This is a genomic window from Leisingera thetidis, assembly GCF_025857195.1.
GTDB classification, from domain to species: Bacteria; Pseudomonadota; Alphaproteobacteria; order Rhodobacterales; family Rhodobacteraceae; genus Leisingera; species Leisingera thetidis.
In genome coordinates, this window is sequence record NZ_CP109787.1 from 3,107,946 (window position 1) to 3,123,994 (window position 16,049).

Below are 16,049 nucleotides of genomic sequence, written 5' to 3' on the forward strand. Positions count from 1 at the left end.
TTAGGTTTCCTTTCTGTTGGATTGGGCGAGAAGGCCGCCGGTCAACCGGCGCTGCACGGGAAAGAGCTGCAATCCGGTTCTCTCGGAAATCAGGCCCCACAGCCCGCGCGGGGCAAACAGCATCACTGCGATGCCGGCCAGCCCGAGCGCCATCAGATACCAGGTACCGAAATCTGCCAGCAGGCTTTGCAGGGCAAAGAAGACAAGGACGCCCAGAATAGGACCCTCGATAGTGCCCAATCCCCCGATCACCACGATGAAGATCACGTAGGCGGTCCAATCGGTGACGCTGAATGCGGCATCCGGCGAGATCCGCGCCTTTTGCAGATAGATCAGCCCGCCAGCGATCCCGGTGCCAAAGGATGCGGTCAGAAACACCAGCCACTTCATCCGGCCCGCGTCCACGCCGACGGATTTTGCTGCTTCGGTGTTGTCGCGCACTGCTGCCAGGGCCAGCCCCCGCTTGGAACGCAGCAGCCAGTAGATGCCGGCAATCGTGGCCACAGCCAGGGCCAGTGCCAGCCAGTAGGCGAGAATGTCCCGTGCCGCGCTGGCGCGCACGCCTAGCGTGTCCTGAACCCAGCTGACCAGCATCATTTCGCGCAGGGCATCGCGCGGCAGCGACGTCCCGGTTCCGCCTCCGACCGCGTGCCATTGCGCGATGATCAGGCGCGCGACCTCGGCGATGACCCAGGTGCCGATGGCGAAATAGGCTCCATGCAGCCGGAAGGCAAAGAATGCGGTGGGCACGGCCAGGACCAGCGCCGCCGCGCCCGAAAGCAGCAGCGCGGATACAGGGTCCGCTCCGCCCAGGATGACCGATCCGTAAAGGGCATGGGCCCCGATCCCGACAAAGGCCTGCTGCCCCACGGAAACCAATCCGCCATAACCCGCCAGAAGGTTCCAGAACTGCGCCAGCACCAGCATGGTCAGGATAAAGAACAGATCCTGGATCAGCCCGCGCGAGACAAAGGCGGGGGCTGCAAAGAGCAGGGCCAGCACCGAAAGGCCAAGGATCAAGGCAATAGCGGATGCGCTTGTGCGGGTTGTAACTGCATAGGGCATGTCCATGGCTCAAGCCTCCCTCGGAAACAGGCCGCGCGGGCGGATCAGCAGAACAATGAGAAAAGCAACATGCCCGGCGAGGATCTGCCACTCGGGATTGATTGCGGCGCCCAAAGTTTGCGCGACACCGATCACCACGCCCCCGGCAAGTGTCCCCCACAGGCTGCCCAAACCGCCGATGATCACCGCTTCAAAGGCGTAGATCAGCCGGGCCGGACCAATAGAGGGGTCAAAATTCGACCGCGTGCCGAGATAGAGCGCTGCGATGGTCACCACCAGCATGGCAATCGCGGTAGCCAAGGCGAAGACCCGGTCCGGGCGGATGCCCATCAGGCCGGCAGTCACCGCATCATCTGATGTGGCCCGGAAGGCGCGGCCTATGGCAGCGCGATAGAACAGATGGTTCAACGCCAGGATAACCAGGATTGCCGAACCAAAGGTCAAGAGCGGCATCACTCCGGCGGTGACCGGTCCGAGGCCGACCGAGGCGGTCTCCAGCGCGCCAGCAGACAGGCGCTGGCTGTCAGCCGAAAAACTCTCTTGCAGCACATTCTGAATGACGATCGACAGGCCGAAGGTCACCAGGAGCGGCGGCAGGATATCCTCTCCCAAGGCCCGGTTCAGAACCAGCTTCTGCAGGCTCCAGCCAAGCAGGAACATGGCCGGCATGGCGGCAATTGCAGCAGCAAAGGGGTGGAGCCCCAAAGCACTGGCCAAGAGCAGGATCAGGTAGGATCCCAGCACAATCAGATCGCCATGGGCCAGGTTGACCAGCCGCATGATCCCGAAAACGAGGCTGAGTCCTGCTGCGAACAGTGCATAGAGACCGCCGAGAAGAATGCCTTGGACGATGGTGTCAATCCAGATCATGCCGCTGCTCCGAAATAGGCTGTGTGAATGTCCTCGCGGGAAATCTCCGAGGGACGGCCTGACAGGGTGATCCTGCCTTCCATCATGCAGTAGACCCGGTCAGCCACCCTCAGCGCCTGGCTGATGTCCTGCTCCACCACGATCAGACTGGCACCGCTGTCCTTGATCATCGGCAAGGCGGCGTAGATGTCGCGTATCACCACCGGCGCCAGGCCGAGGCTGATCTCATCGCATAGGAGGATTTCGGGGTTCGACATCAGGGCACGGCCAATTGCCACCATCTGCTGCTGCCCGCCGGAGAGTGCAGTTCCGGGCGTATGGCGCCGCTCGTGCAGAACTGGAAAGAGGGCGTATACCGTGTCCAACGTCCAATAGCCGGATCCGTCGCGGCACGCAGCCACGTCCATTGGACCCGAAGAACCGGTCAGTCTGGCGAGCCATGAACCGATCCGGTCGCCCAGATCGGCGCCTCCCTTGTGCTGGCCTCCGATGATTAGGTTTTCTTCGACCGTCAGCGATGGGAAAAGCCTGCGCCCCTCGGGCACCATTGCAATGCCGCGCTTCATGACGGTGTCGGGCGGCAGATGGCCAATCTCTGTCTGTTTGTGCAGGATCTGTCCGGGGGCATTTCGCAAAACCCCGGTGAGAGAACGCATCAGCGAGCTCTTCCCAGCGCCGTTGGCACCGATGATCGCTACCGTCTCGCCAGGTTCGAGCCGGATATCCACCCCGAAAAGCGCTTGGAAATCCCCGTAGTGAGCGGTCAGGCCCTGTGTCTCCAGAAATGCCATCAGACTTCGGCCCCCAGGTAGATTTCCTTCACCTCACGGCTCTCCATGATCCTGGCGGGATCGCCGATCCCGATAACCCGGCCGAAGTCGAGAACGAGCAGGCGTTCCACCACCGACGTAAGCGCGTGCAGCACATGCTCGATCCAAATGATCGTCACGCCCTCCGCGTGAATTCCGCGGATTGTCTGCACCAGCGACTGGCACTCGCCTTCGGTCAGCCCGCCGGCGATTTCGTCCAGGAGCAGGAGCTTCGGGCCGGTTGCCATAGCCCGTGCCAACTCAAGGCGCTTGCGCTCCAGCAAGGAGAGCGAGCCCGCTGCCGCATTTGCCTTGGGCAAAAGGCCGGTGCGCTCCAGCACCTCGGCGCAGATTTGCGTAACATGCGCTTCAGATGCGGACCGGCCGTGGCTTGCAGCGACCAGCAAGTTCTCAAAGACCGTCAGTTTCTCAAAAGGCTGCGGAATCTGGAACGACCGCCCGACACCGCCAAGGCAGCGCCGCATCGCGGACGTGCGGGTGACATCCTGACCGTCGAAGACTATTGCCCCGCTATCGGACATCAGGTTCCCGGTGATCAGGTTGAACAAGGTCGACTTGCCTGCCCCGTTGGGCCCGATGATCCCCAGGGCCTGCCCCGCAGGGACGTCGAAAGTGACGTCGTCGGTCACCTTCAGCACACCGAAACTCTTTGAGACGTTCTGAAGCGCTAACATTGGCTTGAACTCCGCTTGGAAAAAAGGGCAATCCGGGACAGAACGGCGAACCGCAATGCCCCGGACCGCCTCAGTCGGGGAGGATTTCCATCGTGCCGCCTGTGGGCACTGCCGGGGCCGTCTTGTTGTCCACGATTACCAGATCGTAGCCGCCGCCTTCCTTGAGGCGCCACTGTCCGCCGACCAGCGGCGTCTTTGCCACATTGCGTGCGGCAAAGGGGGGCACCCCGGCACCGTCCCAGGCCAGCGGGCCAACGATCGTGTCCAGTTGGGTTGCGGAAATCGCTTCGGAAACGGCATCAGGGTCACGGGTGTCGCTCACGCGGCCCAAAGCATCGGCGGCAACCTCAAACAGCGCGTGTACGAAGCCGATCGGCTGTGTCCACTGACGCCCGGTGGCTGCTGTGTACCCTTCGGCCAGGCCGCCTGCTGACATCCCGTTGAGGGAAGACGTGAAGGGATGGGTGGGCGACCACCAGACCTCTGAACTGAGGTTGTGGCCGGTGCGGCCCAACGCCTCGACTGCCTGCGGGAACAGGATCGCCTTGCCGATCGATGCCGCCTTTGGGGTGAAGCCCTGCTGTTTGGCCTGGGTCCAGAAAGTGGTAAAATCCGGCGGGATCACGACCCCTGTTACGATCTCCACGTTTGCCTGTTTGAAGGCATTGATATGGGCCGTGAAATCATCTGTCAGGTTCTGATAACGGCCTGTGTCGGTCAGACCATACCCTTGCTCGGCCAGAACCGGGGGGAAACCTACGTTGGGATCGCCCCAGGCATTGCCATCCCCGTCATTCGGAAACAGGGCGCCAACGGATTTGTTGCTGTCCAGCTGGCCCCACATGTTTGTGAAGACTGCGATGACATCCTCGAGCCCCCAGAAGAAGTGGTAGGCATAATCGAAGGGCTGCCAGCTGCCGGGATCACCCGGGTTGCCCTGCTGGCCGATGAACCAGGGCTGCCAGGGCGCTACGGTCGAGATGCAGGGGATCTCCTCATTCTCGCAGGTGGTGGTCACCGGGTTGGTCGTCTCGGGCGTCGACGCAACCAGCATCAATTCGATTTCCTCGTCGATGATCAGTTCCTGCGCCACTTCGGCTGCCCGGTTAGGGTTCGACTGACTGTCCTTGACGATGACCTCAAAATTCTTGCCTGCGTCTGTGTCGGCGAAGCCACCCAGGATGTACTGGTCGGCTTCGGCAAAAGCAGCCAAAGGCCCTGATTGCGGCGTCACATAGCCCACGCGAATACGCGCACCTTTGGCGATGGCAGGAGCGGCCAGTCCCGAGGCTGCAGCGGTCAGCCCGATGGCCGCCGTTGATTTAAGCAGTTTCCGTCTTGTCAGCATCTCTTGTCCTCCCTCGAGATGTGCCCTGTTGTCAGAGCTCGGGCTGGCGTCCGTGATAGGCATCATCGAGCAAGGCCCTCACTCCCTCCCTGCTGAGCGGCGCGGGGTTCCAATAGGCATTCTTGGTGGCAAGCGAGGCGGCCCGGTCCAGGTCAGCCTCCTGCAGGCCGAGCGCTTTCAATGCGGTTGGCGCACCTATACGGGATGCGAAATCATGAAGGGCCGTGCCTGGCGAGCTGCCGTCGAAAATCTCGGAAACAATCGCCAGCTGGTCCGGCACAGCCGCAGCGTTAAAGCCGATGGCATGAGGCAGCATGACCGAATGCGTTTCCGCATGGGGCAGATCGAAGGAGCCGCCCAGGGTGTGGCAGATCTTGTGATGAAGCGACATGCCGACCTGCCCCAGCACCGTGCCGCACAGCCAGGCGCCATAAAGCGTTTCACCTCGGGCATCGAGGTTCCCAGGTTCAGCCAGTACCGCCGGCAGGGCGTTGGCAAAGGCGCGCATTCCCTCGACCGCCAGGGCTGTCGACAACGGATTGCGGTCTTGCGCATATAGCCCCTCGGCGGCATGGGCGATTGCGTTCAAAGCGCTGGTGACCGTCATTTCCACTGGCAGAGTCGTGACCAGTTCAGCGTCATAGAGAATGACTTCGGGCTGCACCTCGGCGCTTTTGAGAGTCGTTTTAAGGCCCTCTTCGGTTTGTCCCAGGATCGGTGTCGCCTCACTGCCGGCATAGGTTGTCGGCACCACGATCTGCGGCAGACCGGTGCGGTAGGCAATGGCTTTGCCCAGACCGGTGGTGGAACCGCCGCCAACTGAAACAATGCAATCGGCACCGGTTTCCGCCACTTGTGTCATGGCCGCTTCAGTTACACTGACGGGCGTATGCATGGCGGCCTCGGCAAAGACACCCGCTGCCAGCGCCCCCACCTCAGCTGCAAAGGCCTGGGCGGTCGCCTCCTGATGCGGTGTGGAGAGAATGAGGGCGCGCTTTGCGCCCAGCCGCTCGATTTCTTCTGCAACCCGGTGCCGCACCCCTGGTCCAAAGCTGACCCGAACGGCTGCGCTGTTCGCCACGAATTCACTTTGAAAATAGGACATGCTGTTTCACCGATAGCTGCGTTTCCTCAGGGATAGCATGTTCAAACTGCGAACTTGATCCAAAGGCTGGCGATTAATATAACGTTGAGTTATGAAGATTGATCCGCGCCACTTGGAAATCCTCGCCGCCATTGTCGAAAACGGCGGCCTCACCGAGGGCGCCGAAGCGCTCGGCAAGTCGCAGCCGTCGGTCTCAAGAACGCTGGCACAGCTTGAATCCAGGATCGGTACCGCCCTGTTCAAGCCGGGCCGACGGCCGCTGCAGCCAACCGAGCTGGGTGAGGCATTGGCCGAGCAGGGCCGAATGGTGCGCAAGGCCAACCTGGCGTCCTCGGATATCGTTTCGCGCTTCAAGGCCGGGCATGCCGGTCTGGTGCGGGTGGCAGGGACGCCGATCTTCATTGACGGCGTGATTTCGGGCATCATTGCGAGGTTCCAAGCGCAAGTGCCGGATGTGCGTGTCGAGCAATCCTATGGGTATGCAGAGACGCTGATTGAAAAGCTGCGCAATGAAACGCTGGACATGGCGATTGTGCCCTTGCGGCGGGACAAGGTTCCTCGCGATCTGATCTTTCAACCTATTCTGCCGGGCCTGAACGTGGTTGCCTGCCGTGAGGGTCATCCTTTGACGCGCCGCAAGCTGCTGACATCTCAGGACATCGAGGAGTTTCCCTGGATAGCTCCTCCCGTTGATAGCCCGCTCTACCGCGATCTAAAGCGGGCGCTGGCGAACATCGGAGCCGAAAATTACCGGATCAGCTTTTCCGGCGGGTCGCTGGCTTCGGTTATCAATGTCCTGACCGGTTCGGACAGCCTTACAGTCTTGCCCTATTCGGTCGTGTTCACGATGAAGGCGCAAAGTGCTATCGAAGCGTTGTCACTGGAAATTGGTCACCCGGATAGAATGCTTGGCGTGCTGGCTTCCAGCACCCCGCATGATAATCCCGCAGCACAACGGTTCAGAGCCTTTGTTGTTGCCCAGTTCGAAGCACTTGCCCATCGTATTGTGCAGCATCAAAAAGACCGGATCTGGCGATAGGACTGCCGGGATTTCACCGGATCAATGCCCTGCTGCGGGTCTTTCTGCTGCCTTAGCGCTGAACTTGAAGCCATCGATATCCTGCAAATAGGCCTCGAAAAAGTCAGTGAAGGTTGCGACCAGCGGCGGCAGGGCTTCGTAAGGCGGATAGTAAAGCGAAAGCCAAAGCGGCGCGATTTCCCAATCCGGCAGCACCTGTTGGACCCGCCCGTCCCGCAGCCCATCTTGAACGATGAATTCGGGAAGCACGGCGATGCCAGCCCCTGCAAGCGCCAATTCATACAGGAAATCCCCGTTGTTCGAGATGATGGAACTGCCGGAAGTCACTGTGCGTTTCAGCGGGCCTTTGCTGAAGCGCCATGTTTCGGGCGTTTCGCGCGAGGAGTAAGACAGGCAGTGGTTGCGATCCAGATCCTCAGGGGCTGGCGGGCGGCTGCAGCGTTCAAATAGACGCGGGGCTGCAACTGCCATTCGGGGCACCTCGCAGATTTTGCGCCATATCGTGGACCTGTCTGTGGGCGGAGACGAAATCCGTATCGCCAAATCCGCGCCTTCATCGACAATATCGATCAGTTGGTCTTCCAGCGTGACGTTCAAGGCAATATTGGGATAGGCCAGCCGGAAGCTGTCAACCAGCCCCGGCATCAGCCGCATACCAAAGGACATCGGCGCATTGATCGACAAGCTGCCACGGTGCGGCTGGGTCGCCTGTTCCAGGTCCCGGGTCACCCGGTCAAAGTCTTCGACAATGGCCCGGTAACGTGCCGCGACCAGGGCACCAGTCGACGTAAGCGACACCTGTCGTGTCGTCCGCAGCAGGAGCTGGTGGCCGAGGTCTTCTTCCAATCGCGCTACAGTGCGGGTGACCGTGGCCGGTGTCATACGCAGACTTCGGGCCGCCGCCGCAAAACTACGCAGAGCGGCGACTTCCAGAAAGACTCGGATCGGTTTCATATCCTTCATCACTCATTATTGCACTTGTTATAACAGTAAATGCAATAATGTTGCTGTTCTTAAAATTGTATCCCTGACCTATCTTTGCTCCAACGCAAGATACGCGCTGGAGAAAGACCATGATCAAGAACATCCTGGGCCTGCACCACATCACCTCGATGGCTGCGGACGCCAACGAAAACAATAGCTTCTTCACCAACATTCTCGGCCTGCGCAGGGTCAAAAAGACGGTGAACTTTGACGCGCCGGAGTTCTACCACCTTTACTACGGCGACGAGGCCGGCACGCCGGGTTCGGTCATGACCTATTTCCCGTTCGGCCGCATGCCCCGCGGAACCCGCGGCATCGGCGAGGTCGGCATAACCGAGTTCGCGGTTCCGAAAGAGTCCCTCTCCTATTGGAAGGACCGCCTGTCCACCTTTGACGTTAAAGGCCTGGAGCAGTCCATGGCGTTCGGTGAAAACCGCCTAACCTTCGACGGGCCCGACGGTGACAGCTTTGCCCTGGTGGAAAGCGACCTTCGCGGCCGCACGCCGTGGACCGGGGCAGATGTTCCCGAAGATACCGGGATCCTCGGGTTTCACGGCGCCCGCTTCCGCCTGCGCAACGCCACGGCCACTGGAGAGCTTCTTGAATTTATGGGCTACCAAAAGGCCGAAAGCGGCCATGGACTGACCCGTTACGTGGTCGAAGGCGGCAATGCGGCCGATACCATCGACCTCGAGGAATTGCCCAATGCCCCCGCGGCGGGCGAAGGCGCCGGCTCGGTGCATCACATCGCCTTTGCAGTCGAAAACCGGGCCGCCCAGGAAACGGTCCGCAAGGCGCTGCTGGACACAGGCTACCAGGTAACTCCGGTAATCGACCGCGACTACTTCTACGCCATCTACTTCCGCACACCCGGCGGCGTGCTGTTTGAGATTGCCACCAATGAACCGGGGTTCGACCGCGATGAAGACACCGCAAACCTGGGCGAGGCCCTGAAACTGCCCGCCCGGTACGAACCCTACCGCCAGCAGATCGAGCAGCTTCTGCCGCCGGTCGCGGCCTGAGGTGCCGGCATGTCCAGAGACAACTATCACGCGCTGATCAAACCCGGCAAAGCTGGTGCCCCGCTGGTCTTTGCCTTTCACGGCACCGGTGGAGACGAGAACCAGTTCTTTGGCCTCGCCGAACAGATCCTGCCGAATGCGGCCATCATCTCCCCCCGCGGGGACGTATCGGAAATGGGCGCGGCCCGCTTCTTCCGCCGCACCGGCGAAGGCGTCTATGACATGGCGGACCTCGGCCGCGCAACCGAGGCAATGGCAGCCTTCGTTGCAGCCCACAAAGATAGACATCCGGACACGCCGGTTTACGGCTTCGGCTATTCCAATGGCGCGAATATCCTGGCGTCCGTGGTGATGGCGCAACCCGGCCTGTTTGACCGTGCCGGACTGCTGCATCCGCTGATCCCGTGGCAGCCGGACCCCGCTCCGGAGCTGAAAGGCCATCAGGTGCTGATCACCGCCGGGAAGCGTGACCCGATTTGCCCGTGGCCGCAAAGCCAGGCCCTGTTCGGGTGGTTCAAAGACCAAGGCGCCGAAGTGCGCACCGAAGTCCACGGCGGCGGCCACGAGCTGCGGCAGGGCGAGATCGAAGCGCTGGCGGACTTCCTCAGGGCTCCGGCACTGGAGGGTGCGGCGTGACCTGGCAACCCTATCTCGCGTCGCTCGCTGTCGGGCTGGCCATCGGGGCAATTTACGGCCTCATCGCCGTGCGCTCGCCCGCGCCGCCGGTCATCGCCCTGCTTGGACTGCTGGGCATGCTGGCCGGCGAGGCTGCCATGCAATGGCTGCGCGGCCATTCCCGGCCGGTCGCGCACGCCTTTCACCTGAAATCCTTCGCCGTGGCTGAACACAAGGACACGGCTCCTGCGGACAAGGCCTGAGCCACGGTGAATAACGCCCCTCCCCCGCACTCGTTGCGGTCTTACGAAAGGAAACCTATCATGACCAATACCACCATAAACACCACTCCGGCAGGTAGCGATGTGCTGGCCGATGCCGACACCCTGTCCTGGACCCTGATCCGGGTCGCAGCCGGCCTGACCCTAGTGCCGCATGGCGCACAAAAACTCTTTGGCTGGTTCGGCGGCTACGGGCTGAACGGAACCGGACAGTTCTTCGAAGAGGCTCTGGGACTGGCGCCGGGCATTCTGTTCGCCGGTGCAGCCGGGCTGACCGAATTTGCTGGCGGTCTGTTCCTGGCACTCGGACTGCTGACACGCCTGTCGGCCGCTGCTGTTGTCGCTCTGATGGCCTACGCGGCCTTCGCAGTTCACCTCGGAAACGGCTTTTTCTGGACCGACGGGGGCTTCGAATACCCGCTTCTCTGGGGCGTCGTGGCCTTGGCCATCGCGATCCGCGGCGGCGGCAAGCTCTCGGTTGATCACAAGATCGGCTGGAAATTCTGAAAATCCCTTCGGCGTCACGCCGCAATGCAAAAATGGAGCAACCCATGTCCAAGCTTGAAGTCCTCACCCCGCAGAACAGCCAGCTGATCTTCATCGACCACCAGCCGCAGATGGCCTTCGGTGTGCAGTCGATCGACCGCCAGACCCTGAAGAACAACACCGTCGGGCTGGCCAAGGCCGCCAGGATCTTTGACATTCCGACGACCATCACCACCGTTGAGACCGAAAGCTTCTCGGGCCACACTTATCCTGAACTGCTGGACGTCTTCCCAGAAACGCCCCTGCTGGAGCGCACGTCGATGAACTCCTGGGACGACCAGAAGGTGCGTGATGCACTTGCCAAGGGCGCAGCTGAAGGCCGCAAGAAAATCGTCGTTTCCGGTCTGTGGACCGAAGTCTGTAACCTGACATTTGCCTTGTCGGCACTGAATGACACCGACTACGAGATCTATATGGTTGCCGATGCTTCCGGCGGCACCACTGCCGAGGCGCATAAATACGCCATGGACCGTATGGTGCAGGCTGGCGTGGTGCCGGTGACCTGGCAATAGGTGCTGCTGGAATGGCAGCGCGATTGGGCCCGCAAAGACACTTACGACGCCACCATCGCTCTGGTTCAGGAACACTCCGGCGCCTACGGCATGGGTGTCGATTACGCCTACACCATGGTGCATAAAGCGCCCGGCCGGAGCAGCCATGGCGGAGAGACGATGGCGCCGGTCCCTGCATAAACAGCAGCACCCCGCCCAGCGGCCTGCCGGGCCGCCCCGCCTCCCTCCTCAATCGCGCCCGGCAGGCCCTTATTTTCCGGAGGACTGATCATGACCACCCGCCGCCGCAGCCTGCTTGCTGGTCTCGGAGCAGCAACCGCCCTCGCAGCCGCCCGCCCGCACCTCGCCTGGAGCCAGACCATGACCGCACCTGACCTGATCCTACGCAATGGCAAGATCACCACGCTTGACCCTGACACCCCCGAAGCTTCGGCCATCGCCATCCGGGACGGCAAGGTCGCCGCCATCGGCAGCGATGCCAGCATCATGGAGCTGGCGGCGGACGACACCCGGGTAATCGACCTGAACAGCCGCCGTGTGATCCCGGGGCTCAATGACAGCCACACCCATGTGATCCGCGGCGGCTTGAACTACAACATGGAGCTGCGCTGGGAGAACGTGCCCTCGGTCGCGGATGCGCTGGCGATGCTGCGCAAGCAGGCCGCCAACACGCCCAGCCCGCAATGGGTGCGCGTGGTCGGCGGCTGGTCCGAGTTCCAGTTCGCCGAGCGCCGCATGCCAACGCTCGAGGAAATCAACGCAGCCGCGCCGGACACGCCGGTCTTCATCCTGCACCTCTATTCCAGCGCGCTGCTGAACCGGGCCGCTCTGCAGGCGCTGGGGATCACCAAGGACACTCCGAACCCGCCCGGCGGCGAGATCGAGCGCGACGCCAGGGGCAACCCCACCGGCATGCTGATCGCCCGCCCCTCGGCGCTGATCCTCTACTCGACGCTGGCGCAGGGGCCGAAGCTTGAGGTCGAGCATCAGAAGAACTCCACCCGCCACTTCATGCGCGAGCTGAACCGCCTGGGCGTCACCAGCGTGATTGATGCGGGCGGCGGCGGCCAGAACTACCCGGAGGACTACGACGTTATCCAGTCGCTGCACGATGCAGGCCAGCTCACCCTGCGCATTGCCTACAACCTCTTTGCCCAGCAGGCCGGCCAGGAACTGAACGACTACGAGCGCTGGATCGGCATGACGGAACCGGGCGCGGGCGACGCCATGCTGCGGATGAACGGCGCGGGCGAGAACCTGGCCTGGTCGGCGGCGGATTTCGAAAACTTCCTGGAGCCGCGCCCCGACCCCACGCCGGTGATGGAGGCGGAGTTGGAAAAGATCGTCGAGCTGCTGGCGACCAACGAATGGCCCTTCCGCATCCACGCGACCTATGACGAGACCATCGACCGTTTTCTTACCGTGTTCGAACGGGTGAACGGCAAGACGCCCTTCAAGACCCGCTTCATCATCGACCACGCCGAGACAATCAGCCCCCGCAACATCGAGCGGATAAAGGCGCTTGGCGGCGGCATCGCCACGCAGCACCGGATGGCCTTCCAGGGCGAGTATTTCGCCGCCCGCTACGGCGCGGAGGCGGCTGAGGCCACGCCCCCGATCCGCGAAATGCTGCGCACCGGCGTGCCGGTCGGCGGCGGCACCGATGCCACAAGGGTGGCGAGCTACGACCCCTGGGTCGCGATGCACTGGCTGACCACCGGCAAGACCGTCGGCGGGCTGACACTCTACGGCGAGGACAACCTGCTGACCCGCGAGGAGGCGCTGGCGGTCTGGACCACCGGCTCGGCCTGGTTCTCGGGCGAGCAGGACGTGAAGGGGCGGCTCAGCCCCGGCATGTACGGCGATCTCGCAGTCCTGTCGGACGACCTGATGACGGTACCGGACGGGCAGATCCGCTCGATCACCTCGGTGATGACGGTGGTGGGCGGCAAGATCGTCTTTGCCGATGCCGAGTTCGACGGCCTGAACACGCCGCTGCCGCCCGCCAGCCCGGACTGGTCAGTGAACGCGCTGTTCGCCAGCCCCGCCGAGCGCCAGCCGGCGCAGGCCCCGGCACAGCTGGACATGCGGGCGTGCCACGATGGCTGCTCCAGCGGCTGCGGTATGCACGGCCACAACCACGGCATTGCTTGGGCCAACCCGGTCCCGGTGCGCGACAAGGGTGCGTTCTGGGGAGCACTTGGCTGTTCCTGCTTTGCCGTCTGACTTCATTCGCCAAATGGGCGGGCAGCCCACCAACAGGAGAACAACGATGCCGGATCCCATGATAACTTACAGCGAAACAGAGACCAAAGGCCACTATTCGGCAACCTTCGACGGAGTGGACGGCGAGGCTTATCTGACGACCTCGAAATTGTCCGCTGCCACGGTGATCGCCGATGGCACCGTTGTTCCCGACAGCATGCGCGGCATGGGCGCAGGTGCTGCATTGGCCAAGCGCCTGATCGCGGACGCCCGCGCCGCCGGGCAGAGGATCGTGCCGCTTTGCCCGTTCGTGCGCGCCTACGCCGACAAGCACCGCGAGGAGCTTACCGATGTCATCCAATGGTAACCCGTCGACAGAGGGCGGCGCCTTCGCGCCCTTCACAAGCGGGGCCTTTGCCCTGTTGTGGACGGCCACGCTGATCTCGAACATTGGCACGTGGATGCATGAAGTCGGGGCTGGCTGGCTGATGACAACGCTGAACCCGGACCCGGCGGTCGTTACCCTGGTTCAGGCGGCAACAACGCTCCCTGTGTTCTGTTTCGCACTGCTGGCGGGCGCGCTGGCCGACCGGCTGGACAAGCGCCGCTTGCTGATCGGCATTAACCTGGCCTTGATGGCGGTGGTTTCCCTCCTGGCGCTGCTGGTCTGGCGGGACGCGATGACCCCCATATTGCTGATTGTCTTCACCCTTGCCATCGGCACCGGGGCTGCCTTCATGGCTCCCGCTTGGCAGGCCGTGGTGCCGCAGCTTGTACCCCGGACAAATCTGCGCCCCGCCATTGCGCTGAATTCGATGGGGATCAACATCAGCCGGGCGATCGGCCCGGCCCTGGCGGGGGTGCTGATCGCCACCCTGGGTCTGGCTGCGCCTTTCGTTTTGAACGCCCTCAGTTATGTGGTCATCATCGCCGCCCTGCTTCTCTGGCGCCCCGCTCCCATGCCGCCCAAAACCTCACGCACCACTATTCTGGCCGAAATGGGTACGGGCCTGCGCCACGTGCGCCACAACCCAGCTATGCTGGCAACCCTGATCCGGGCAGCCGCCTTCTTTGTCTTCGCTTCCGCCTATTGGGCACTGCTGCCGCTGATCGCGCGCGACGCCGAAGACGGCGGGTCCGAGCTCTACGGCGCGCTGATGGCGCTGATCGGCACCGGGGCGGTTGCGGGGGCTCTGCTGCTGCCGCGCCTCAAGAAGCGGTTCACCTCGGATCAGACGGTGCAGATCGGCACCTTCGGCACGGTGATTGCCCTTCTTGCCATGGCAGTCTCGAACGCGCCGGCAGCCCTGATGGCGGCCGCCTTACTGGGTGGATTGTCCTGGATCGCAATTTTGACCTCGTTCCATGTTTCAGCCCAGACGGCCCTGCCCGACTGGGTGCGGGCGCGCGGCCTTGCTGTCTTCCTTATGGTGTTCTTCGGATCAATGTCCGCTGGCTCTGTTGTCTGGGGACAGGCGGCGGCGAAGGGATCGATCCCTATGACCCTCCTGGTTGCCGCAGCCGGGCTGGCACTGGCGCTGTTTGCAACACGCCGCTTCAGGATCGGTCAGGGAGAGACCCAGGACCTGACACCGGCCTCAGTCTGGCCCGATGCACCACCAATCAGTGAGGATCAGTCGGGTGACCGCCCTGCAATGGTCACTGTAGAATACCAAATCGCAGCGGAGGACCGGCAAACGTTCCTAAATCTAATCACACAGTTTTCAAAGGAGCGGCTGCGGGATGGGGCCACGCGCTGGCATCTTCACCAGAGCGTCGAGGATCCCGGCAGCTGGATCGAGACATTCCATCTGCCGAGCTGGTTTGAACATCTTGAACAGCACAAACGCGTCACCAGTGCGGATGTCACTGCTCAATCGGAACTCAAGGCGCTTGATTTGCGTCCGGATGGCCCCACCGTTCGCCATTACATCAAGCCCGTTTGACATTCTCAAGAGCCATTCGAAAGGAACAAGCCAATGAGCTGGAACCCGACCCACAATCCCGAATGCCCCGAATGCGGCGATGCGATCGACACTCTGATCATCGCGCGCGCCCGCGACCTCGGCGGGTTTGAAGTCCGCCGCGCACTGCCCTCGGTCAACCGCCAGATGGTCGGGCCCTTTATCTTCTTTGATCAGATGGGGCCGGCGGAATTTATCACCGAGGGCGGCATCGACGTCCGCCCGCATCCCCACATCGGCCTGGGCACGGTGACCTACCTCTACCAGGGGGAGTTTGAGCATCGCGACAGCCTTGGCACCCACCAGATGATCTATCCCGGCGAGGTGAATTGGATGGTCGCGGGCAAGGGCGTCACCCACTCGGAGCGCACCAGCGAGGAAACCCGCGCGACGCGCCACAGCCTGTTCGGCATTCAGACCTGGATCGCGCTTCCTGAAGACAAAGAGGACATGGATCCCGGGTTCGAGCACCACAAGAAGGACGCCCTGCCCGAAATCATTGATGGCGGCGCCAGAGCCAAGCTGATCCTCGGCAGAGCCTACGGCCAGCAAAGTCCGGTCACCATGCACACCGAAACCTTTTATCTGGATGTGACGCTGGAGCCCGGCGCCCAGTTTCCCCTGCCCGACGACCACGAAGACCGCGGCATTTATGTAACTGAAGGCTCCATTGAGGTGGCCGGCCAGAGTTTTGAGGCTGGTCGCATGATGGTCTTCCGCCCGGGTGACTCCATCAGTGCCCGCGCGGGCACGCGCGGCGCCCGTCTGATGCTGCTGGGCGGAGCCACCATGAATGAAGGCCGCTACATCTGGTGGAACTTTGTTTCCTCTTCAAAAGACAAGATCGAAGAGGCAAAAGAAGCGTGGAAGGCCGCTGACTGGAACAACGGCCCGTTCAGACTGCCACCGGGAGACGAAGAAGAGCACATTCCGATCACCGCTGAACTGGATCGCACCAGTCCGCGGGGCAAGTGACCGCCAAGGCCGGG

The 16,049-nt window shown here is 62.3% G+C and carries 18 protein-coding genes; 11 read left to right on the forward strand and 7 right to left on the reverse strand.

Annotation, left to right across the window (positions count from 1 at the left end; translation table 11 throughout):
* The 6 genes from OKQ63_RS14930 to OKQ63_RS14955 form a co-directional block, all read right to left on the reverse strand.
* Positions 1-1,071, reverse strand: coding sequence for a branched-chain amino acid ABC transporter permease (locus OKQ63_RS14930; protein WP_264210844.1), 1,071 nt, complete (start codon positions 1,069-1,071; stop codon positions 1-3).
* Positions 1,072-1,074: 3 nt separating this feature from the next.
* Positions 1,075-1,935 carry a branched-chain amino acid ABC transporter permease gene (locus OKQ63_RS14935; protein WP_264210845.1) on the reverse strand — a complete coding sequence of 287 codons (861 nt, stop codon included), beginning with the start codon at positions 1,933-1,935 and terminating at the stop codon, positions 1,075-1,077.
* The gene (locus OKQ63_RS14940; protein WP_264210846.1) at positions 1,932-2,726 is read right to left on the reverse strand and encodes an ABC transporter ATP-binding protein; all 795 of its coding nucleotides are present in this window, start codon (positions 2,724-2,726) and stop codon (positions 1,932-1,934) included. The genes OKQ63_RS14935 and OKQ63_RS14940 overlap by 4 nt, the downstream gene beginning before the upstream one ends.
* Positions 2,726-3,439 carry an ABC transporter ATP-binding protein gene (locus OKQ63_RS14945; protein ID WP_264210847.1) on the reverse strand — a complete coding sequence of 238 codons (714 nt, stop codon included), beginning with the start codon at positions 3,437-3,439 and terminating at the stop codon, positions 2,726-2,728. Before OKQ63_RS14945 ends, OKQ63_RS14940 begins: the two co-directional genes overlap by 1 nt.
* Positions 3,440-3,509: 70 nt before the next feature.
* Positions 3,510-4,787 carry an ABC transporter substrate-binding protein gene (locus tag OKQ63_RS14950; protein WP_264210848.1) on the reverse strand — a complete coding sequence of 426 codons (1,278 nt, stop codon included), beginning with the start codon at positions 4,785-4,787 and terminating at the stop codon, positions 3,510-3,512.
* A gap of 31 nt (positions 4,788-4,818) precedes the next feature.
* Positions 4,819-5,892 carry a maleylacetate reductase gene (locus tag OKQ63_RS14955; RefSeq protein ID WP_264210849.1) on the reverse strand — a complete coding sequence of 358 codons (1,074 nt, stop codon included), beginning with the start codon at positions 5,890-5,892 and terminating at the stop codon, positions 4,819-4,821.
* Positions 5,893-5,983: 91 nt separating this feature from the next.
* Between OKQ63_RS14955 and OKQ63_RS14960 the strand changes: the two genes are divergently transcribed.
* A complete protein-coding gene (locus tag OKQ63_RS14960) occupies positions 5,984-6,931 on the forward strand; it encodes a LysR family transcriptional regulator (RefSeq protein WP_264210850.1) in 948 nt (315 codons plus the stop codon).
* A 21-nt stretch (positions 6,932-6,952) separates the two neighbouring features.
* Here the strand turns inward: OKQ63_RS14960 and OKQ63_RS14965 are convergent, their stop codons facing one another.
* On the reverse strand, positions 6,953-7,885 hold the full coding sequence (locus tag OKQ63_RS14965; RefSeq protein ID WP_264210851.1) for a LysR family transcriptional regulator: 933 nt from the start codon (positions 7,883-7,885) through the stop codon (positions 6,953-6,955).
* A 119-nt stretch (positions 7,886-8,004) separates the two neighbouring features.
* On the opposite strand from OKQ63_RS14965, the gene OKQ63_RS14970 reads away from it, so the two are divergent.
* The 10 genes from OKQ63_RS14970 to OKQ63_RS15015 all read left to right on the forward strand — a co-directional run bounded on the left by OKQ63_RS14970 (position 8,005) and on the right by OKQ63_RS15015 (position 16,035).
* Positions 8,005-8,937 (forward strand): VOC family protein, encoded by a 933-nt coding sequence (locus tag OKQ63_RS14970; RefSeq protein ID WP_264210852.1) that lies wholly within the window; start codon positions 8,005-8,007, stop codon positions 8,935-8,937.
* 9 nt (positions 8,938-8,946) lie between these two features.
* Positions 8,947-9,573 carry an alpha/beta hydrolase gene (locus OKQ63_RS14975; RefSeq protein WP_264210853.1) on the forward strand — a complete coding sequence of 209 codons (627 nt, stop codon included), beginning with the start codon at positions 8,947-8,949 and terminating at the stop codon, positions 9,571-9,573.
* The gene (locus OKQ63_RS14980; RefSeq protein WP_264210854.1) at positions 9,570-9,815 is read left to right on the forward strand and encodes a XapX domain-containing protein; all 246 of its coding nucleotides are present in this window, start codon (positions 9,570-9,572) and stop codon (positions 9,813-9,815) included. Before OKQ63_RS14975 ends, OKQ63_RS14980 begins: the two co-directional genes overlap by 4 nt.
* Positions 9,816-9,875: 60 nt before the next feature.
* Positions 9,876-10,340, forward strand: a complete 465-nt coding sequence (locus OKQ63_RS14985) for a DoxX family protein (protein WP_264210855.1) — start codon at positions 9,876-9,878, stop codon at positions 10,338-10,340.
* Positions 10,341-10,384: 44 nt separating this feature from the next.
* Positions 10,385-10,891 (forward strand): hydrolase, encoded by a 507-nt coding sequence (locus OKQ63_RS14990; protein WP_264210856.1) that lies wholly within the window; start codon positions 10,385-10,387, stop codon positions 10,889-10,891.
* Complete coding sequence (locus tag OKQ63_RS14995) at positions 10,892-11,071, forward strand: hypothetical protein (RefSeq protein WP_264210857.1); 180 nt, start codon at positions 10,892-10,894, stop codon at positions 11,069-11,071.
* A gap of 90 nt (positions 11,072-11,161) precedes the next feature.
* The gene (locus OKQ63_RS15000) at positions 11,162-13,117 is read left to right on the forward strand and encodes an amidohydrolase (protein WP_264210858.1); all 1,956 of its coding nucleotides are present in this window, start codon (positions 11,162-11,164) and stop codon (positions 13,115-13,117) included.
* A gap of 46 nt (positions 13,118-13,163) precedes the next feature.
* Entirely contained in the window at positions 13,164-13,463 is a 300-nt protein-coding gene (locus OKQ63_RS15005) for a GNAT family N-acetyltransferase (RefSeq protein WP_264210859.1), read from the forward strand.
* Between the two features lie 55 nt (positions 13,464-13,518).
* Positions 13,519-15,042 (forward strand): MFS transporter, encoded by a 1,524-nt coding sequence (locus tag OKQ63_RS15010; protein ID WP_264210860.1) that lies wholly within the window; start codon positions 13,519-13,521, stop codon positions 15,040-15,042.
* Between the two features lie 33 nt (positions 15,043-15,075).
* Complete coding sequence (locus OKQ63_RS15015) at positions 15,076-16,035, forward strand: pirin family protein (RefSeq protein WP_264210861.1); 960 nt, start codon at positions 15,076-15,078, stop codon at positions 16,033-16,035.
* Positions 16,036-16,049: the final 14 nt, after the last annotated feature.